Origin of the sequence: Streptomyces sp. NPDC048566, assembly GCF_043199735.1 — a bacterium.
Classification (GTDB): Bacteria; Actinomycetota; Actinomycetes; order Streptomycetales; family Streptomycetaceae; genus Streptomyces.
In genome coordinates this window covers 119,648-138,616 of the sequence record NZ_JBICWL010000019.1, presented here as the reverse complement: position 1 = coordinate 138,616, position 18,969 = coordinate 119,648, and the positions used below count along the sequence as shown (strand labels likewise).

The window sequence follows — 18,969 nt, the reverse complement described above, 5'->3', positions numbered from 1 at the left end:
GGGGGGCCGGGCGCCGCGCCCCCCCCCCCCCCGCGCCGGGCCCCCGGCCCCCCCCGGGGGGGGGCGCGGGGCCCGCGGCGCGTTCCGGACGGCCGCCCCGCACCCCGCGACTCCGTTGCGTGCCGTGCGCACCCGTCGTGCGCCGGCCCGGCCGCCACACCCCCGCGCACGGCGCCCGGCCGGGGACGGGGTCGGCCGAAGGGGGCTCCCCGCCGGAAAAGGGAAACGCCGCGGCCCGGCCCTCCGGGTCGGAGGGCCGGGCCGCGGGCGGTCGTGCGCGGGATCAGCGCCAGCTGTGCGGGGCGCGGAAGCCGCCCTCGCGCTCCAGGCGGCGCCAGCCGGCGCGCGGGCGGGCGCGGTGGGCCGGGGCGGCATCGGTGGGAGCGGCGGCGGCACGGGCCAGCAGGATCGCCGTGATGGCGGCGACCTCCTCGGGCTCGGCGTGGCCCTTCTCGACGCGGATGGCGGGAGTGCTCATAGGTCTCAGTCTCCAGGAGAGAGGTTTCCGCGGCGGTACCGCGGAGGATCCGCAGGGTTACTGCGGGGGGTTGCCGTGCTTGCGGGAGGGCAGGTCCGCGTGCTTGGTGTGCAGCATCGCGAGCGACTTGATCAGGACCTCGCGCGTCTCGGCGGGGTCGATGACGTCGTCGACCAGACCGCGCTCGGCGGCGTAGTACGGGTGCATCAGCTCGGCCTTGTACTCCTTGACCATGCGCACGCGCATGGCCTCGGGGTCGGCGGCGTCGGCGATCTGCCGGCGGAAGATGACGTTGGCGGCGCCGTCGGCGCCCATCACGGCGATCTCGTTGGTCGGCCAGGCATAGGTGAGGTCGGCCCCGATGGACTGGCTGTCCATGACGATGTAGGCCCCGCCGTACGCCTTGCGCAGGATGAGGGAGATCCGCGGCACCGTCGCGTTGCAGTACGCGTACAGCAGCTTCGCGCCGTGCCGGATGATCCCGCCGTGCTCCTGGTCGACGCCCGGGAGGAAGCCGGGGACGTCCAGCAGCGTGATGATCGGGATGTTGAAGGCGTCGCACATCTGGACGAAGCGCGCGGCCTTCTCGGACGCCTCGATGTCGAGGACGCCGGCCAGGCTCTGCGGCTGGTTGGCCACGATGCCGACGACCTGGCCGTCGAGCCGGGCCAGCGCGCAGATGATGTTGCGCGCCCAGCGCTCGTGGACCTCCAGGTAGTCGCCGTCGTCGACGAGCTCCTCGATCACCTTGGTCATGTCGTACGGGCGGTTGCCGTCGGCCGGGACCAGGTCGAGCAGGACCTCGCTGCGGCGCTCGGCCGGGTCGTCCGACTCCGCGCGCGGCGGGTTCTCGCGGTTGTTCTGCGGGAGCATCGACAGGAGGTAGCGCACCTCGGCGATGCAGGTCTCCTCGTCGTCGTACGCGAAGTGGCAGACACCGCTGGTCTCCGCGTGGACGTCGGCGCCGCCCAGGCCGTTCTGGGTGATCTCCTCGCCCGTCACCGCCTTGACCACGTCCGGGCCGGTGATGAACATCTGCGAGGTGTCGCGGACCATGAAGACGAAGTCCGTCAGGGCGGGGCTGTAGGCCGCGCCGCCGGCGCAGGGGCCGAGCATCACCGAGATCTGCGGGATGACCCCGGAGGCCTTGGTGTTGCGCTGGAAGATGCCGCCGTAACCGGCGAGCGCGGAGACGCCCTCCTGGATACGGGCGCCGGCGCCGTCGTTGAGCGACACCAGCGGGGCACCGGCCGCGATGGCCATGTCCATGATCTTGTGGATCTTCGTGGCGTGCGCCTCGCCGAGGGCACCGCCGAAGATGCGGAAGTCGTGGGCGTAGACGAAGACCGTGCGGCCCTCGACCGTGCCCCAGCCGGTGACGACACCGTCGGTGTACGGCTTCTTCGCCTCCAGGCCGAACCCGGTCGCCCGGTGCCGGCGCAGCTGCTCGACCTCCTGGAACGATCCCGCGTCCAGCAGCAGCTCGATGCGCTCCCGGGCGGTCAGCTTGCCCTTGGCGTGCTGCGCCTCGGTCGCCTTCTCGCTGGGGCCGCGCAGAGCCTCGGCGCGGATCGCGTGCAGCTCGGCCACCCGCCCGCGCGCGTCCGTCGGTTCGCCTGTGGGGCTCGTGGAGCCCGCGGAGCCGGCCTCGTCCAAAACGGTCATGTAGCGACCATACGAAGTCCACCAAGGAAAGGGGCCCGTCGACTCTGCACAGTCTCCGGCCCGTTTTCCTGGTAACCCTGAACAGAACCACCACCCCGTGCAGGCGAACGGACTGCTCGGAGGGGCCTCGGCTTGTAGGGGTCGCACAAAGCATTCCGGCGAGAGTCACCTCACATTCACCACGGCATATGCCATCCATGGGGTGACGCGGACCGCCGGACGGCGGTCCGCGCCCCCTCGCCCGAGGGGTCAGCAGCCGCCGCAGTTGTAGTAGAGGACGTCCCAGTGGCTGCCCTCGTCGGCGTAGATGTTGCCGGAGGCGGCCTTGTACTGCGGAGCGCCGTCACCGCGCAGGCCGATGTAGGTGAAGTTGTTCTTGATGTAGCCGGTGACGCAGGTGTTCTTGCCGTAGTCGAGCTTGTAGCCGTTCCAGTGCGAGTAGGTGCCGCTCGCGTGCCCGGTCTCGGTGCCGCCGGTGATGTTCAGCGCGCACCCGCTGGCGCCCTTGAGGGTCTGGGCGCCCTGCGCGGTGGGGAGGTTCAGCTGCTCGAAGGAGGTGCAGGTGGCGTTGTTGCGGTCGGAGCAGCCGCCCGAGGACGACCAGGTGATCCCCGACTGGCGGAACATCGAGGTCGCGGTGGCGTGACCGATCTTGGTGACGGCGAAGGCGTCGGTGGCGGTGCCGACGACGGCGACGCCGGGGGCGACGACGAGGGCGAGCGCGGTCAGCGCGGACCTGAACTTCATGGGGGGGACCTTTCCTGCGGAGGACCGTCGACGGCCGTACGGCGTACGGCCGCGCTTCCTGTGGGGCGGCTGTGCAGGGGGTGCAGGCAGATGGTGCCGGAGTTCTACGCGCGTTCGCCAGAGGGCGACGGGGAGATGACATAACGTGACGCCGCGGACACATCACGGATGCTGTTGAAAATTGAACGGAATAGGTCTACGGTTCCCCGTGTTGGTGTCGTTGAACATTCAACAGACAGCCGCCGCGGCTCCACCCCGAACCGTGGCCCCCCTCCCCGCAAGGAGCACGTCATGGGAATCTTCGGCCGCAAGTCCACCGACGGCGCCGAGTCGCCGGCCGCCACCGCGACCCCCGTCAGCCCGGAACTGGCCGCGCTGACCGGCGAGTACACCATCGACCCCGCGCACTCGACGATCGGTTTCGTCGCGCGCCACGCGATGGTCACCAACGTCAAGGGCAAGTTCAACGACTTCGAGGGCACGCTGCACCTGGACGGCGGCGACCCCGCCAGGTCGACGGCCTCCCTCGACATCAGGATGGAGAGCATCGACACCGGCTCCGCCGACCGCGACGGCCACCTGAAGAGCGCCGACTTCTTCAAGACCGACGAGTTCCCGACGATGACCTTCCGCTCCACCAAGGCCGAGGCGCTGGGCGGCGAGGACTACCGCATCACCGGTGACCTGGAGATCCTCGGCACCACCCGGCAGATCAGCATCGACCTGGAGTTCAACGGCGCCGCGAAGGACCCCTTCGGCAACGAGCGCGTGGGCTTCGAGGGCAAGGCCGAACTGCTGCGCTCCGAGTGGGGCATCACCTGGAACGCCGCCCTGGAGACCGGTGGCGTCCTCGTCTCCGACAAGATCAAGCTGAACTTCGACATCTCGGCGATCCGCAACGCCGACTGAGCCGCCGGTCAGACCGCACGGCACGGCAGCACCCGAGCGCGCCCGCGCCTTCCCCCTCCCGGGGCGAAGGGCGGGCGCTCCGGTGCGTCCGGGCGCGGTGCCGCCGGCGACCCGGTGCGGCCGATATCCCGGTGCGCCGCGGCGCCCGCACTGGCTAGCCTGCGGGCATGAACTGGCTCCCCGACGACTTCGTCCATCCGCAGCGCGTCGAGGTGCCCGGCGGGTGCCACCTGCGGCCCATCACCGGGGCGGACGCCGCCGTCGACTACCCGGCGGTGATGGGCTCCCGCGAGCGGCTCTGGTCGATCTTCGGCCAGGCGTGGGGCTGGCCCGCCGAGACGATGACGTACGAGGCCAACCAGGCGGACCTGGAACGGCACGCGCGCGAGATCGCCGCCCACGAGTCCTTCAACTACGTGCTGTTCGACGACGCCGGGACCACCGAGTTCGGGTGCGTCTACATCGACCCGCCGCAGAAGGCGGGTGCGGACGCCGAGATCTCCTGGTGGGTCGTGGACGACCGTGTCGGCACGGCGCTGGAGCGGGATCTCGGATCGCTCGTCCCCCGCTGGATCGCCGAGCGGTGGCCCTTCACCCGGCCCCGGTTCATCGGCCGGGACCTGTCCTGGGCCGAGTGGCTCGCGCTGCCCGACGCGTAGGACGGCCGCGCCGCCGGCCGCTCGCGTCGTGGCGTGCCCCCCGGTCCGGGCGGGCCCCTCCCGGGCCGGCGGATCAGAAACCGCCGCCGAAGTCCCCGCCGCCCCCGAAGTCGCCGCCGCCTCCGCCGTCCCCGAAACCGCCGCCGAAATCGCCCGGGTCGAAGTCGGCGCCCGAGACGTCGCCGCCGTTCCACCCGCCCCCGACGTCCTGCCCGTAGGGCCCGCCGGCCGCGTAGGCGCCGCCCGCCATCAGGTTGCCGAGCACGGTGCCGACGAGCAGGCCGGGCAGCAGGCCGCCGCCGAAATAGCCGCCCGCCCACGGCCCGTACGCCGGGCCCGCGTCCCAGTAGGGGCGGCGGCCGTGGGCGGTGTCGACCTCGCGGACCGCGGGGTCCGAGCCGGCGGCGAGGCGCGCCTCGTCGGCGGCGCACACCGGGACCTCGCGCGGCGCGCCCGCCGCCGGCGCCCAGGCGGCGTCGGCGACCGAGGGGCCGTGGCGGGGGTCGAAGAAGCAGGGGACGCGCCGCTCGGGGACCGGCCGGCCCTCCCGGCGCGCGGCCAGCACGGCGAGGGAGAAGCGGCCGTCCTCCAGCGCCCGCGTCACCGACCGCACGTCCTCCGGCCGGCGGGCCGCCGCCATCGCCGACTTGGCCTGCTCGTAGGCGTCCAGCGCGCGCTCGTAGTCGGCGCGCATGGTGTCGTCGGCGCCCGCCTCCGCGGGATGGAAGTCGAGCCGGTCCAGTTCCTCGCCGAAGGCGGTGATGTCCTCGTCCACCACGACGCGGAGCCGTTCCAGGGCCGCCCGCTCCTGCTCCTCGCGGCGGTGCCGGTTGCGCCGGGCGATCGTGTAGGCGCCGGCGCCGCCGGCCAGGAGCACCGCTCCCACCGTGATCAGCGCGCCCGTGGAGACTCCCCCGCCGTCCCCGCCGCCGCCCCAGCTCGCCGGCGCCGTGCCCCCGACACCGGCGAGCGCGCTGTCGGTGAACGCGTCGAGCTGGGTGTTCGCGTCCGGCTCGCCCCGGGCGGCGGTGACGAGGTTGCGCACCGCAGTGCGCGACATCACGGCGGAGTCGGCGCGGGCGTCGAAGCGGTCGCCGAGCCGGATCGCGTACAGGCCGGTGACGCCGGTGGCGGTGCGCAGGTTCCGGAAGAGATCCTCGGTGGGGAAGCCGGCGGGAAGTACCGCGACGAAGACGGGGCGGTCCGCCCGTTCGATCTTCCGGTCGAGGGCGGACGCCTGGGCGGCCGTGAGCTGGTCCGCCGCGGCCGGGTCCACGTAGACGGGGTTCGCGCGGAGCGCGGCGGCAACGGCGGAGATCCGGGTGGCCTCGGGCGCCGCGGGGGTGGCGGGCGCGGCCGACAGCAGGACCAGGGCCGCGAGTGCCAGTGCGGCCAACAGGCCCGGGAGTCCTCGGGTGCGTGCGGCCCTCATACCCCCGAAACTACCCGAATCACGTCGGATCGGTCATATGGGGCGGGCCGGCCCGGGAGGCGGCGGGGAGGCCGCGGCCCGGGAGCGCGGACGCCGGCGGGACGGGGGGCCGTCCCGCCGGCGCTTCGCCCGCGGTGCTCAGCCGGCCCGGTAGGCCGCCGTCAGCTTGGCCACGGCGTCCGCGTAGTGCCCGGTCAGCAGCAGATGGTCGGCGTCCGCGAAGGGCTTGGCGGACGCCGGGGTGACCGCCGTGCCGATCTTCTGCTGGACCAGCAGCCTGGCCTTGGTCACGGCCGTCCGGGCGACCGCGTCGGCGCCCGCGCGTTCGGCGGCCGACGCCACCAGGGCCAGGGCCCGGAGGGTGGCGGTGCCGCCGCCCGGCACCTTCGTGCGGGTCGTCAGGCCCCACCCGTAGGGGAACTGCGGGTCGTAGGAGGCGTCCCCGACGTTGATCGGGAGCTGCGCGGTGGACCGGGGCCAGGTGACCGGGAGCTGTCCGGTGAAGGCGCGCCTGCCGTAGAGGACGTCCGCGACGCCGTCGCCCTCGGTGCCCGGCAGCCAGGAGGCGACCAGGGCGTCGATGTCCCCGAGGCGGTCGCCGACGAGCTGCGGGCGGCCGGACACGACGAGCACGACGCACTTCATCGCCGCGCAGACCGTGTCGACGGCGGCCTGGTCCGCCGCGGCGAGCTCCAGGTCGTTGCCGTTGCCGACGTCGCCGACGCCCTCGGCGTACGGGGTCTCCCCGACCACGACCACACCGACGTCGTAGCCGCCCGTGGGCGCCGAGGCGTCCCGGGAGTAGGTGACGTCGCCGCCCGCGTTCCGCATGCCCTGGAGGATCGTGGTGCCTTCGGTGACGTCCCCGGACGCGCCCTGCCAGGTGATGGTCCAGCCGCCGGACTGGTTGCCGATGTCGTCGGCGTTGGACCCGGCGACGTAGACCTTCTGCGACCTCTTGAGCGGCAGGAGGGAGCCGGCGTTCTTCAGCAGGACCTGGGACTCGGCCGCGGCCTGCCGCGCCACCGCGCGGTGGGCCGCCGAGCCGATCGCCAAGGCGCCGGTGGTGTCCGCGTACGGCTTCTCGAAGAGACCGAGGCGGAACTTCTGGGTGAGGATGCGGGCGACGGCGTCGTCGATCCGCCGGGAGGTGATCCGGCCGGCGCGTGCCTCGTCGAGCAGCGCCGCGCTGAACTCCTTGTAGCCGTACGGCGCCATCATCATGTCGACACCCGCGTTGACCGAGGTGCGGACGTGCGCGGCGTAGTCGCCGGGGAGCTGGTCGATGGCGTTCCAGTCGCTGATGACGAAGCCGTCGAAGCCCATCCGGTCCTTGAGCACACCGTTGATCATGTCGCCGCGGGCGTGCATCTTCACCGGGCCGAGGCCGTCGCCGACGATGTCGAGGGAGGAGTACGAGGGCATCACCGTGCCGACCCCGCGGTCCACCGCCTCCCGGAAGGGCGCCAGGTGCACGGCCTCCAGCTCCCGGCGGTCGACGGTGGTGACGCCCTGGTCGACGGTGTAGCTGCCGGTGGTGGAGGAGCCGTAGGCGGTGCCGCCGTCGCCGACGAAGTGCTTGGCGGTGGCGAGGACCTTGTCGTGGTCCTTCAGGTCCCGGCCGTCGCGGGCACCCTGGAGGCCCTGGACGACCGTCTCCATGGACTCGACGAGCGCCGGGTCCTCGCCGAAGGACTCGTAGGAGCGGCCCCAGCGTTCGTCGCGGGTCACGCACAGGCAGGGCGCGAAGTCCCAGGGGACGCCGGTGGCGCGGACCTCGGCGGCCGTGACGGCGCCCGTCCGCTCGGCGAGCGCGGGGTCGCGGGTGGCGCCGATGCCGATGTTGTGGGGCATGACCGTGGCACCGGCCAGGTTGTTGTGTCCGTGCACCGCGTCCACGCCGTAGATCAGCGGGATCTGGAACCGGGTGGCCTGCGCCCGGAGCTGGTAGCCGTCGATCATCTTCGCCCAGGCCGCGGGGGTGTTGGGCGTCGGCGTGGAGCCGCCGCCGGAGAGCAGCGAGCCGAGGCCGTAGGCGGCGATGTCGCCACCCGCGCCGACCGCGCCCCGCTCGGCCTGGGTCATCTGCCCGGCCTTCTCGGCCGGGGACATCCGGGAGAGCAGGTCCGCGACCCGCTTGCGCACGGGCAGCCTGGCGTCCAGGTAGGGGAGTCCGTGGGCGTCGATGACGACCTGCGGGGTCTCGGCGGGCGCCTTGGCGCCGGTCACCGTGAGCTTGAGCGGGATCGTCTCGGCCGGTTCGGCGGAGCGGTCGCGCAGGGTCGGGACCCGGACCGTGCGGCTCGCGCCGGACGCCGTGCCCGCGGCGAAGGTGATCTCCCCCTTGACCGGGGTGTAGTCCCTTCCCGCCTCGGCGGTGCCGCCCGCGCTCTCGTAGGCCACGGTCACGGGCTCGTCGAGCGGGGCGGAGCCGGTGGTGGTGACGGAGACCTTCACGCCGGCGGTGCCGCCCTCCTTCACCGGGTACACGGCGGCGTCGGTGGTGACGGAGGCGCGCAGGGACTGGTCGGCCTTGCCGTACAGCTCGACGCCGTCCATGGCGAACCGTCCCGGAGCGCCGGGCGGGAGGGTGACCGCGTAGCCCCACATGCGGGTCAGGCCGAGGACCTGGTCGATGCCTCCGACGGGCTGGTAGTCCGTGCGGTAGACGAAGTCGGAGAAGGGGATCTCGATCTGCTTCCAGCCGGTGAAGTCGTCCGTGAAGGAGGTCGTCCACAGCTCGGAGGCCTCGCCGTTCGCTCCGCCGTCCTTGATCTCGAACGAGGTCTTCCTGCCGTCGTCCCGGCCGTCCCACCAGAAGCGGATGCCCCGGTGCGCCGACCAGTCGCGGGCGGGCCCGTCCGCCGCGTAGTCGTGGGTGAAGCCGCCGTAGCCGCTGATGTCGTAGTCGCCGGTGAGGACCTTGTCCCCTTCGGGCGCGTCGGACCGCGCGGTCAGGGCGAGCGTGGGCGGGTCGTCGCTGTCGCCGCCCCAGGTGAAGATGCCTTCGGCCGGCTGGCTCGCGAAGGGCACCTCGCCCTCGAAGCGGTCGACCGGGACGGGGTCGGGATCGGCGGCCGCCGCCGTCCCCGCGGACGCGAGCGGGAGCAGGCCCGCGATCAGTGCGGCACCGGCCAGCAGAGCGGTTCTTCGTACGGAGTTCCGATCGAGCCCTGTCATGGGTTCCCCTCGACTCTCACGTTCGTGTCACGGCTTAGATCACGGCGTGAGTTAACTGGGGTCACGCTGACCCGTCAAGGCTTCACGTCAGAACCGGTACACGTCCAACTCCCTGCCACATCACGGCTGTTGTTCGTTCAGGCAATGAACGCGCGACCCCTTGACGCGGGCCGGAAGCCGTCATTTACTCACGCCTCGCACGCCTCCCCCTCCCCCCACATCAGAAGGGCGGCGCTCCATGCGGAGATCCATCGGGAGATCCACCCGGGCGGTCCGGCTGTTCGTCGCCGGGCTGCTCACCACCGCGGCCTTCACGGCGGCCGGCACCACGCCGGCCGGCGCGGCGGGCGAACAGGTCACCGCCTGGCTCACGACGACGGACGACTCCGGCGGACGGCACGTCGTCCGGGGCCTCCAGGCCCAGGCGCCGTTCGCCTTCCAGTCGGGCAGCGGTGGCGCCGGCGAGAACATCACCGTCGACGAGAACACCCGGTACCAGACGTTCACCGGCGGCGGAGCCTCCTTCACCGACACGGCGGCCTGGCTGATGAACGGCAGCGGGGCACTGTCGCCGAGCACCCGCGACGCGACGATGCGCAAGCTGTTCTCCCCCACGGACGGGATCGGGCTGTCCTTCCTGCGCAACCCCATGGGCGCCTCCGACCTGGCCCGCTTCGGCTACACCTACGACGACGTCCCGGCCGGGCAGAGCGACCCCGGTCTGACGCGGTTCTCCATCGCCCACGACCTGGCCGACGTCGTGCCGCTGACCCGGCAGGCGCTGCGGCTCAACCCGTCCCTGACGGTGATGGCCTCGCCGTGGACGGCGCCCGCCTGGATGAAGGACAGCGGGTCGCTGAACGGCGGCTGGCTGAAAGCGGAGGACTACGGCGCCTACGCCGCGTACTTCGTGAAGTACCTCCAGGCGTACCGGGACCAGGGGGTGCCCGTCTCCTACGTCACCGCGCAGAACGAGCCGACCTGCTGCTCCGGCTACCCCTCGATGAGCTGGAACGCCTCGGGGCTCGCCTACTTCACCAAGAGCGAGCTGCTGCCCAGGCTCCAGGCGGCCGGGCTGTCCACCAAGGTGCTCGCGCACGACTGGAACTGGGACGTGTACGACTCCTACGCGGCGCAGACCGTGGACGACGCGGCGGTCCGCTCGCACCCGAACTTCGGCGGGGTCGCCTGGCACGGGTACGGCGGCGACGTGGGCAAGCAGACCAGCGTGCACGACCGGTACCCGGGTCTGGACGCCTTCGGCACCGAGCACTCCGGGGGCACCTGGATCGCCGACCAGCAGCGCGAGGACATGCTCGACATCGTCGGCTACACCCGCAACTGGGCGAAGTCGGTGACCAAGTGGTCGCTGGCCGTGGACCAGAACGGGGGCCCGCACAACGGAGGCTGCGGCACCTGCACCGGCCTGATCACCGTGCACGACGGCGACGGGGCGAGCGGCAGCGTCGACTACACGGTCGAGTACTACACCATGGGCCACCTGACGAAGTTCGTCCGGCCCGGCGCCCAGCGGATCGCCTCCACGGCCTCCACCACGGTCCCGAACGTCGCCTGGCGCAACCCGGACGGCTCGAAGGCCCTGATCGCCTACAACGGCGGCTCGGCCGCGAGGACCGTCACCATCGGCTGGGGCTCCCAGCACGCCACCTACTCCCTGCCGGGCAGGACCTCCGCGACCTTCACCTGGTCGGGGACGCAGGGCGGCGGCGGCGCGCGGTCCGGCGCGTTCGTGGGCCTGGCCGGAAAGTGCCTGGACGTGGCCGGCGGTTCGAGCGCCAACGGGACGGCGGTCCAGCTCTACTCGTGCAACGGCTCGGCCGCGCAGGCGTGGAGCGTGCAGGCCGACGGATCGGTGCGCGCGCTCGGCAAGTGCCTCGACGTCGCCTCGGGCTCCACGGCGAACGGCGCGAAGGTGCAGCTCTACGACTGCAACGGCACCGATGCGCAGCGCTGGTCGTACAACGCCTCGACGGGCGACGTGGTCGCCACGGCGGCGGACAAGTGCCTCGACGTGACGGACGACTCCTCGGCCGACGGGGCCCGCGCGCAGATCTGGTCCTGCACGGGCGCCGCGAACCAGAAATGGCGCCTTCGTTAGCCCCCCGCAGGGGCGAGCGCCGGAGAGGCCGTCGGTCCCTCCGGCGCTCGGCCGCGGTCAGGCGGCCGGCTCCACCCCGGCCCGGAGCAGCCCGTAGGTGTAGGCGTCCTCCAGTGCCTGCCAGGACGCGGCGATGACGTTCTCGGCCACGCCGACCGTCGACCACTCCCCCGTGCCGTCGGACGTGGAGATCAGGACGCGCGTGGTGGAGGACGTGCCGTGCTTGCCCTCCAGGATGCGCACCTTGTAGTCGACCAGTTCCAGCTGGGCGAGCTGGGGGTAGATCGTCTCCAGGGCCACCCGCAGCGCCCGGTCGAGGGCGTTGACGGGGCCGTTGCCCTCGGCGGTGGCGACGATCCGCTCCCCCTTGGCGAACAGCTTGACCGTGGCCTCGTTGGCGTGGCTGCCGTCGGGGCGGTCCTCGACGATGGCGCGCCACGACTCGACCTCGAAGTAGGAGCGGGCCCGGCCCTCGGCCTCGGCGCGCAGCAGGAGTTCGAAGCTCGCGTCGGCCGCCTCGTAGGTGTAGCCGCGCAGCTCGCGCTCCTTGACGCGGTCGACGACCCGGGCGACGAGTTCGCGGTCGTCGCCGATGTCGACGCCGAGTTCCTTGCCCTTCAGCTCGATCGAGGCGCGTCCGGCCATGTCGGAGACCAGCATCCGCATGGTGTTGCCGACCTGCTCGGGGTCGATGTGCTGGTAGAGGTCCGGGTCGACCTTGATGGCCGAGGCGTGCAGGCCCGCCTTGTGGGCGAAGGCCGACACGCCCACGTAGGGCTGGTGGGTGGAGGGGGTCAGGTTGACCACCTCGGCGATGGCGTGCGAGATGCGGGTCATCTCCCGCAGGGCGCCGTCGGGCAGGACCTTCTTGCCGTACTTCAGCTCCAGGGCGGCGACGACGGGGAACAGGTTGGAGTTGCCGACCCGCTCGCCGTAGCCGTTGGCCGTGCACTGGACGTGGGTGGCGCCCGCGTCGACGGCTGCCAGGGTGTTGGCGACGGCGCAGCCGGTGTCGTCCTGGGCGTGGATGCCGAGCCGGGCGCCGGTGTCGGCGAGGACCGTGGCGACGACGGCCTGGACCTGTGCCGGGAGCATCCCGCCGTTGGTGTCGCACAGGACCACGACGTCGGCGCCGGCCTCGGCCGCCGCGCGCACGACCGCCTTGGCGTAGCCGGGGTTCGCCCGGTAGCCGTCGAAGAAGTGCTCGCAGTCGACGAAGACGCGGCGGCCCTGGGAGCGCAGGTGGGAGACGGTGTCCCGGATCATCTCCAGGTTCTCGTCCAGCGTGGTGCGCAGCGCGAGCTCGACGTGCCGGTCGTGGGACTTGGCGACCAGGGTGATCACCGGGGCGCCGGAGTCCAGGAGCGCCTCGACCTGCGGGTCCTGCGACGCCTTGCCGCCCGGCCGGCGGGTCGCTCCGAAGGCCACGAGCTGCGCGTGCCGGAAGTCGATCTCCTGCCGGGCGCGGGCGAAGAACTCGGTGTCGCGGGGGTTGGCACCGGGCCAGCCGCCCTCGATGAAGCCGACTCCGAAGTCGTCCAGGTGCCGTGCGATGGCCAGCTTGTCCGCCACGGTGAGGTTGATGCCCTCGCGCTGCGCGCCGTCGCGCAGCGTCGTGTCGAAGACGTGGAACGCGTCGTCCAGATCGCTGGTGTCCGTCATGGTGTCAAGGCTCCTGTGTTGAATCTCGGTCTACCGGAATGACCGGCTCCACCGTCCTCCAATGATCCCTCGCGCTGCGCTCCCGGCTGAAGGTGGGCCAGAAACGCGAAAAACCCCTCGCGGGTGCGAGAGGTCTGCGCGCGGGTCGAGGACGACGGTGTCCGCCCGTACCTGGTCGTACGTGGCGGTCACTGCGGACCGGCGCGCCTGCTGCCAATAATCGTGGCGAACGAGAGCACGGGGGAAGTCTGGCACAGAGTGCGCCCCCGCTCACCGGGCGTCTCAGGATGCGAGCAGCCCGCCGGACCGGGGCGGGGCACGTCAGTGCGGTGGCGCGCCGAGCGTCTCGTCGAGGAACTCCCGCACGTGGGACAGGACCAGGTCGCGGTCGGTGCCGCGCAGCCCGATCGCGACGTGGATGGAGAAGCCGTCGAGCAGGGCGCGCAGCCGGGCGGCGACGCGGTCGGGGTCGAGCGCGCGGAACTCGCCGCGCGAGACGCCCTCGGCGAGCAGGGCGACGAGGTCCCGGTGCCAGGCGCCCTCGATGGCGACCTGGCGTTCCCGGGCGTCCTCGGCCGCGTTCTGCGAGCGGTTCCAGACCTCCAGCCAGAGCGTCCAGTGCGGGTCGCGGTGGCCGTCGGGCACGTAGAGGTCGACATAGGCGTCGAGACGCTCCCGGGCGGTGCCGCGGGCGGCCAGCAGCCGGCCGCGTTCGGCGCCGAGCCGGCCCTCGCTCCACTCCAGGGTGCGCAGCAGCAGTTCGTCCTTGGAGCCGAAGTAGTAGAGGAGATGGCCGCTGCTCATGCCGACCTCGCGGCCGAGCGCCGCCATGGTCAGCTTCTCCAGACCGCGCTCGGCGATCATCTCCATGGCGGCGGCGAGGACCTCCTCGCGCGGCGGCGCGTTCTTCCGCGCACCGGCCATCCGTGACTCCCGTGTTCAGACCTTCGGCTGCTGCTGGGTGATGCAGTGGATGCCACCGCCGCCCGCGAAGATCGTAACGGCGTCCACCAGGGTCACCGTCCGTTCCGGGAAGAGGCGGCGGAAGATGCCCGCGGCGATCTCGTCGCGCGGGTCGTCGAAGCCGCAGAGCACGACGCCGCCGTTGCACAGGTAGTGGTTGATGTACGAGTAGTCGGCCCAGTGGCCGTCGGCCTCCAGGACGGTGGGTGCGGGCACCTCGACGACCTCGATGCTGCGGCCCCGGGCATCGGTCTGCGACCGGAGCAGCCCGACGACCTCCCGGCTCACCTCGTGGTCGGGGTGGGCCGGGTCCTGCTGGGAGTGCGCGACGATCACCCCGGGCCGGGCGAAGGCGGCGACGATGTCGACGTGCCCGAGCGTGCCGAAGCCGTTCGGGGGGTAGTCGCCGGTGAGGCCGCGCGGCAGCCAGATCGCCTTGCGGGTGCCGAGCTGGGCGTGCACCTCCGCCTCGACCTCCTCGCGGCTCCAGCCGGGGTTGCGCTCGGGGCCGAGCTGCACGGTCTCGGTGAGCAGCACGGTGCCCTCGCCGTCGACGTGGATCGCGCCGCCCTCGTTCACCAGCCGGGAGGCGTATGTCTTGGCGCCGGCCAGCTCGGCGACCTGCGCGCCGATCCGGGAGTCGTGCTCCCAGCGGGCCCAGTCCTGTGCGCCCCATCCGTTGAACGTCCAGTCCACGGCCGCGAGCCCGCCCCTGCCGTCGGTGAGGAAGGTGGGCCCGATGTCGCGCATCCAGGCGTCGTCGAGTTCCCGCTCGACGGTGTCGATGCCGGGGCCGAGGAGTTCGGCGGCGGCCGCGGACCGGCCGGGACCGCAGACCACGGTGACCGGCTCGAAGCGGCGGACGGCGCGGGCCACGGCCGCCCAGGCGGCGCACGACGCGGCGAGGTCGTCCGGGGTGCCGAAGGTGGGGTTAGGGCCCGGCCACGCCATCCAGGTGCGCTCGTGCGGGGTCCACTCGGCGGGCATCCGGAAGCCGTCGGCGGCAGCAGACATGGGAGGTTCCTTAGAGGCGTGGTCGGTCACAGGAAGTACAGGCGGTTGAGGGAGACCGACTCGGCGGGCTCGGAGCGCAGCGGGTCGCCGTCGAGGGTGACCAGGCCGGTGCGCTGGTCGACGTCGACCGCTCCGGTACGGGAGTTCAGGCGCAGGTCGGCGGGGCCGATGCCGCGGGTGCCGCGGACCGCGACACGGCGGCGGCGGGTCGGCATGGTGTCGTGGCCCTGGTCGAGCGCGGCCTGGGCGACGAAGGCCACGGAGATCTCGGCGGGGGTCGCGCCGTGCGCCCCGAACTGCGGTCCGAGGACGAGGGGTTCGCAGGTGTCGGTGGCGGCGTTCGGGTCGCCGACGACGCCGTAGGCGGGGAAGCCGGACTTCAGGACGAGCTGGGGCTTGGCGCCGAAGTACTCGGGGCGCCACAGCACGATGTCGGCGAGCTTGCCGGTCTCGATGGAGCCGATCTCGTGGGCGAGTCCGTGGGCGATGGCCGGGTTGATGGTCAGTTTCGCCATGTACCGCAGCACGCGCTCGTTGTCGTGGTCCTGCACCGCCCCGAACTGCTGCTTCATCTTGCCGGCCATCGCGAAGGTGCGGCGGACGGTCTCCCCCGCCCGGCCCATCCCCTGGGCGTCGGAGGAGGTGATGCCGATGGCGCCGAGGTCGTGCAGCACGTCCTCGGCCCCCATCGTCCCCGCGCGGATGCGGTCGCGGGCCATGGCCGCGTCGCCGGGCAGGTCGGTCTTCAGGTCGTGGACGGAGACGATCATGCCGTAGTGCTCGGCGACCGCGTCCCGGCCGAAGGGCAGGGTGGGGTTGGTGGAGGAGCCGATGACGTTGGGGACGCCCGCCATCTTCAGCACGTTCGGCACGTGCCCGCCGCCGCAGCCCTCGATGTGGAAGGCGTGGATGGTCCGCCCCTCCAGCACCTTCAGGGTGTCCTCGACCGACAGGCACTCGTTCAGCCCGTCGCTGTGCAGGGCCACCTGGACGTCGTGCTCCTCGGCCACCCGCAGCGCGGTGTCCAGGGCCCGGGTGTGCGCGCCCATGTCCTCGTGGACCTTGAAACCGCAGGCGCCGCCCTCGGCGAGCGCCTCGACGAGCGGGGCGCCGTGCGAGGAGGAACCGCGGCCCAGGAAGCCGATGTTGACGGGCCAGGCGTCGAAGGCGCCGAAGGCGTGCCGCAGCGCCCAGGGGGAGTTCACGCCGACCCCCCACACCGGCCCGAACTCCTGGCCGATGACGGTGGTGACCCCGGAGGCCAGGGATGCCTCCATGATGCGCGGCGAGAGCAGGTGGACGTGCGTGTCGACGGCTCCGGCGGTGGCGATCAGGCCCTCGCCGGAGACGATGGAGGTGCCGGTGCCGACCACGACGTCGACACCGTCGAGGGTGTCGGGGTTCCCGGCCCGCCCGATGGAGTGGATGCGGCCCTCGCGGATGCCGATGGACACCTTGCGGATGCCCTGCACGGCGTCGATCACCAGCACGTTGCTGACGACCACGTCGCAGGTGTCGCGGACGGCGGCGGCCTTGAGGTGCAGCCCGTCGCGGGCGGTCTTGCCGAACCCGGCGAGGAACTCGTCGCCGGGGAGCTGCGCGTCGGACTCGACGCGGACGGTCAGTCCGCTGTCGCCGAGCCGGACCCGGTCGCCGGCCCGGGGACCGTGGGTGGAGGCGTACTCGTGGGGGGTGAGGCGGCGGGCCTCGGCGGGGTGTCCTCCGGGGCGGCTCATCGTCCGGCCTCCTCTGCGCTCCGCGGGACGCCGAGGTAGCCGCAGGCGGCGGCCCGGCGCAGGGCTTCCTCCTTCGCTCCGGGCGCGTCGAGCGGGCCGTCGACCAGACCGGCGAAGCCGATCGCGGTGCGGGCTCCGCCGATCGGCACGAAGCCGACCTCGGCGCTCTCGCCGGGGCCGAAGCGGACGGAGGAGCCGGCGGGTACCGCGAGCCGCATGCCGTAGGCGGCCGAGCGGTCGAAGTCGAGCCGCGGGTTGGCCTCGAAGAAGTGGAAGTGGGAGGTGACGGAGACCGGCACGGGGGCGGTGTTGGTGACCGTCAGCCGGAGCACGGCCGGGGGTTCGGCGTGGGCGGGCGCCGGGAGGAGCGCGCCGGGCGCGCGGTCGCCGAGTCCGCCGCCGACGGGGTCGGTGACGACGGCGAGCCGGGAGCCGTCGTCGAAGACGGCCTCCACGTGCACCTCGGTGACCACGTCGGCGACGCCGGGCAGCACGTCCCCGGGGCCGAGGACGGACCGGGCCGCCTCGATCGCGTCCGCCAGCCGGCCGCCGTCGCGGGCGGTCTCGCAGACGGTGTCCGCGATCAGGGCCGTGGCCTCCGGCACGTTGAGCCGCAGTCCGCGGGCCTTGCGGGCGCGGGCCAGTTCGGCGGCCGAGAACAGCAGCAGCCGGTCGCGCTCGGTGGGGGTCAGTCTCACGTCACGACACCTCCTTGCCTTCCTCCGTTTAGAACATCACTCTAAACATGGAATCAACAGATGGGAACCATTGACGTGCGGCGCGAGAAACGACACATTGAACGTCGTTCTAATCGTGGGAGCAACTGGTAGCACCCCCGGGCGGCCGTCGAAGGAGACCAGCCATGCCGATCGAACAGCGCGGAGTCGACACGATCCCCGAGGAGGAACGCACCAGCGGTCCGCGCGACCTCGTGTCGATCCTGCTCGGCTCCAACCTCTGCCTCGGAGTGATCATCTTCGGCTGGCTGCCGCCCTCCTTCGGGCTCGACTGGTGGTCCTCGGTCAGCGCGATCGTGGCAGGCACCGTGGCCGGCACCGCGCTCACCGCGCCGCTGGCCCTGGTCTCGCTGCGGACCGGCACCAACCTCTCCACCTCCTCGGGCGCCCAGTTCGGCGTCCGCGGGCGGCTCGTCGGCTCGGTCGTCGGGCTGCTGCTGGCGCTCGGCTACACCGCGCTGACGGTGTGGATCGGCGGCGACGTGATGGTGAGCGTGCTCGGCCGCCTCCTCGGCCTGGAGCCGAGCGGTGCGGCGTACGCCGTCGTGTACGCGGTGCTCGGCGCCGCCACCGTCGCCGGCGCGGTCTACGGCTACCGGGTCCTGCTCGCCATGTCCCGCGCTCTCGCGATCGGCATGACCGCCCTGCTGGTGATCGGCGTCATCGCCTACGCCCCGCACTTCACCACCGCGCCGATCCCGGAGACCGGCGGCTACCTGCTCGGCTCCTACGGGCCGACCTGGCTGCTGGCGGCGGTGGCGGCCGGCCTGTCGGGCCCCATCGCGTTCATCACGCTGCTCGGCGACTACACCCGCTACATCTCCCCCGCCCGCCACTCCTCGCGCACCGTCCTGCACGCCACCTGGATCGGCCTGATCGCCGGGCTGCTGGTCCCCCAGCTGTTCGGCACGTTCACGGCGTACGCCGCCCGCGCGGCCCTGGACTACGCGGGCCCGCTGGTCGCCGCCTCCCCCGGCTGGTACCTGGTCCCGCTGCTGCTGGCGGCGTCCGCCGGGTCGGTCGGCAACGCGGGCCTGATGCTCTACTCGATGGGCCTCGACCTCGACGCGATCCTGCCCCGGGCCTCCCGCGCCCGCGCCACCTGCTCGGTCGCCGTCGTCGCCACGCTGTGCGTCTTCGCCGGCCACTACGCCTGGAACGCGCAGTCCGCCATGACGTCCTTCGTGCTGCTGCTCACCGCGATCGGCACCCCGTGGGCGGTCATCACCCTGATCGGCTTCGTCCGCTGCCGCGGCGTCTACGACGCCGACGCCCTCCAGGTCTTCAACCGGCGCTCGCGGGGCGGCGTCTACTGGTACCGCGCCGGCTGGAACGTCCGGGCCACCGTGTCCTGGGCGGTCGGGGCCTGCGCAGGGCTGCTCGCGGTCTCCCTGCCCTCCTACGAGGGCCCGCTGCTCGGGCTCACCGGCGGCGTCGACTGCAGCTTCCTGCTCTCGGGCCTGGTGGGCGGCCTGCTCCACCTCGCTCTCACCGCCCGGCAGCACGGGCCGGCCGCCCCGTCGGCGCAGGAGCCGGCGCCGGCGCGGAGCGGGGCGTAGGACCGCCGGGACGGCACGCCGGACGGCGGTGGGACGGGGAGCAGAGTCGGGTCGTCCGCGATGAGCGACGCCGAAGGGACGACGGTGTGACCGCGCTCCTCGTAGAAGC

14 protein-coding genes are annotated in these 18,969 nt (G+C 72.7%); 4 read left to right on the top strand and 10 right to left on the bottom strand.

Going from position 1 to position 18,969, the window contains the following annotated elements; genetic code table 11:
• Positions 1 to 283: 283 nt before the first annotated feature.
• From ACGFS9_RS25055 to ACGFS9_RS25045, 3 genes are all read right to left on the bottom strand, one after another.
• Positions 284 to 478: an acyl-CoA carboxylase subunit epsilon gene (locus ACGFS9_RS25055; RefSeq protein WP_393256331.1), complete on the bottom strand. Its 195-nt coding sequence runs from the start codon at positions 476 to 478 to the stop codon at positions 284 to 286.
• Positions 479 to 535: 57 nt separating this feature from the next.
• Positions 536 to 2,143 carry an acyl-CoA carboxylase subunit beta gene (locus ACGFS9_RS25050; RefSeq protein ID WP_393256330.1) on the bottom strand — a complete coding sequence of 536 codons (1,608 nt, stop codon included), beginning with the start codon at positions 2,141 to 2,143 and terminating at the stop codon, positions 536 to 538.
• 249 nt (positions 2,144 to 2,392) lie between these two features.
• Positions 2,393 to 2,890, bottom strand: a complete 498-nt coding sequence (locus ACGFS9_RS25045; protein WP_393256328.1) for a hypothetical protein — start codon at positions 2,888 to 2,890, stop codon at positions 2,393 to 2,395.
• A gap of 291 nt (positions 2,891 to 3,181) precedes the next feature.
• On the opposite strand from ACGFS9_RS25045, the gene ACGFS9_RS25040 reads away from it, so the two are divergent.
• Together ACGFS9_RS25040 and ACGFS9_RS25035 are read left to right on the top strand one after the other, a co-directional pair.
• Complete coding sequence (locus tag ACGFS9_RS25040; protein ID WP_393256326.1) at positions 3,182 to 3,799, top strand: YceI family protein; 618 nt, start codon at positions 3,182 to 3,184, stop codon at positions 3,797 to 3,799.
• Positions 3,800 to 3,966: 167 nt separating this feature from the next.
• Entirely contained in the window at positions 3,967 to 4,458 is a 492-nt protein-coding gene (locus ACGFS9_RS25035) for an N-acetyltransferase (protein ID WP_393256325.1), read from the top strand.
• A 73-nt stretch (positions 4,459 to 4,531) separates the two neighbouring features.
• On the opposite strand, the gene ACGFS9_RS25030 is transcribed toward ACGFS9_RS25035, so the two are convergent.
• Positions 4,532 to 5,890: a hypothetical protein gene (locus ACGFS9_RS25030; protein ID WP_393256323.1), complete on the bottom strand. Its 1,359-nt coding sequence runs from the start codon at positions 5,888 to 5,890 to the stop codon at positions 4,532 to 4,534.
• A 138-nt stretch (positions 5,891 to 6,028) separates the two neighbouring features.
• Positions 6,029 to 9,070, bottom strand: a complete 3,042-nt coding sequence (locus ACGFS9_RS25025; protein WP_393256321.1) for a glycoside hydrolase family 3 N-terminal domain-containing protein — start codon at positions 9,068 to 9,070, stop codon at positions 6,029 to 6,031.
• A gap of 238 nt (positions 9,071 to 9,308) precedes the next feature.
• Between ACGFS9_RS25025 and ACGFS9_RS25020 the strand changes: the two genes are divergently transcribed.
• Positions 9,309 to 11,189: a lectin gene (locus ACGFS9_RS25020; protein ID WP_393256320.1), complete on the top strand. Its 1,881-nt coding sequence runs from the start codon at positions 9,309 to 9,311 to the stop codon at positions 11,187 to 11,189.
• 57 nt (positions 11,190 to 11,246) lie between these two features.
• Here ACGFS9_RS25020 and cimA read toward each other — a convergent pair whose 3' ends face one another.
• The 5 genes from cimA to ureA all read right to left on the bottom strand — a co-directional run bounded on the left by cimA (position 11,247) and on the right by ureA (position 17,262).
• On the bottom strand, positions 11,247 to 12,851 hold the full coding sequence (gene cimA, locus ACGFS9_RS25015) for a citramalate synthase (RefSeq protein WP_393256319.1): 1,605 nt from the start codon (positions 12,849 to 12,851) through the stop codon (positions 11,247 to 11,249).
• Positions 12,852 to 13,172: 321 nt separating this feature from the next.
• Positions 13,173 to 13,775, bottom strand: a complete 603-nt coding sequence (locus ACGFS9_RS25010) for a TetR/AcrR family transcriptional regulator (protein ID WP_393256317.1) — start codon at positions 13,773 to 13,775, stop codon at positions 13,173 to 13,175.
• A gap of 15 nt (positions 13,776 to 13,790) precedes the next feature.
• Positions 13,791 to 14,828 (bottom strand): agmatine/peptidylarginine deiminase, encoded by a 1,038-nt coding sequence (locus ACGFS9_RS25005; RefSeq protein WP_393256316.1) that lies wholly within the window; start codon positions 14,826 to 14,828, stop codon positions 13,791 to 13,793.
• 26 nt (positions 14,829 to 14,854) lie between these two features.
• The gene (locus ACGFS9_RS25000; protein WP_393256315.1) at positions 14,855 to 16,564 is read right to left on the bottom strand and encodes an urease subunit alpha; all 1,710 of its coding nucleotides are present in this window, start codon (positions 16,562 to 16,564) and stop codon (positions 14,855 to 14,857) included.
• Entirely contained in the window at positions 16,561 to 17,262 is a 702-nt protein-coding gene (gene ureA, locus ACGFS9_RS24995) for an urease subunit gamma (RefSeq protein ID WP_393256313.1), read from the bottom strand. Before ureA ends, ACGFS9_RS25000 begins: the two co-directional genes overlap by 4 nt.
• Positions 17,263 to 17,426: 164 nt before the next feature.
• On the opposite strand from ureA, the gene ACGFS9_RS24990 reads away from it, so the two are divergent.
• Complete coding sequence (locus ACGFS9_RS24990) at positions 17,427 to 18,860, top strand: cytosine permease (protein WP_393256312.1); 1,434 nt, start codon at positions 17,427 to 17,429, stop codon at positions 18,858 to 18,860.
• Positions 18,861 to 18,969: the final 109 nt, after the last annotated feature.

What these genes read in the sequence shown, in the direction of transcription:
- ACGFS9_RS25055 (WP_393256331.1), bottom strand. Translation starts at nt 478, where the DNA reads ATGAGCACTCCCGCCATCCGCGTCGAGAAGGGCCACGCCGAGCCCGAG.
- ACGFS9_RS25050 (WP_393256330.1), bottom strand. Translation starts at nt 2,143, where the DNA reads ATGACCGTTTTGGACGAGGCCGGCTCCGCGGGCTCCACGAGCCCCACA.
- ACGFS9_RS25045 (WP_393256328.1), bottom strand. Translation starts at nt 2,890, where the DNA reads ATGAAGTTCAGGTCCGCGCTGACCGCGCTCGCCCTCGTCGTCGCCCCC.
- ACGFS9_RS25040 (WP_393256326.1), top strand. Translation starts at nt 3,182, where the DNA reads ATGGGAATCTTCGGCCGCAAGTCCACCGACGGCGCCGAGTCGCCGGCC.
- ACGFS9_RS25035 (WP_393256325.1), top strand. Translation starts at nt 3,967, where the DNA reads ATGAACTGGCTCCCCGACGACTTCGTCCATCCGCAGCGCGTCGAGGTG.
- ACGFS9_RS25030 (WP_393256323.1), bottom strand. Translation starts at nt 5,890, where the DNA reads ATGAGGGCCGCACGCACCCGAGGACTCCCGGGCCTGTTGGCCGCACTG.
- ACGFS9_RS25025 (WP_393256321.1), bottom strand. Translation starts at nt 9,070, where the DNA reads ATGACAGGGCTCGATCGGAACTCCGTACGAAGAACCGCTCTGCTGGCC.
- ACGFS9_RS25020 (WP_393256320.1), top strand. Translation starts at nt 9,309, where the DNA reads ATGCGGAGATCCATCGGGAGATCCACCCGGGCGGTCCGGCTGTTCGTC.
- cimA (WP_393256319.1), bottom strand. Translation starts at nt 12,851, where the DNA reads ATGACGGACACCAGCGATCTGGACGACGCGTTCCACGTCTTCGACACG.
- ACGFS9_RS25010 (WP_393256317.1), bottom strand. Translation starts at nt 13,775, where the DNA reads ATGGCCGGTGCGCGGAAGAACGCGCCGCCGCGCGAGGAGGTCCTCGCC.
- ACGFS9_RS25005 (WP_393256316.1), bottom strand. Translation starts at nt 14,828, where the DNA reads ATGTCTGCTGCCGCCGACGGCTTCCGGATGCCCGCCGAGTGGACCCCG.
- ACGFS9_RS25000 (WP_393256315.1), bottom strand. Translation starts at nt 16,564, where the DNA reads ATGAGCCGCCCCGGAGGACACCCCGCCGAGGCCCGCCGCCTCACCCCC.
- ACGFS9_RS24990 (WP_393256312.1), top strand. Translation starts at nt 17,427, where the DNA reads ATGCCGATCGAACAGCGCGGAGTCGACACGATCCCCGAGGAGGAACGC.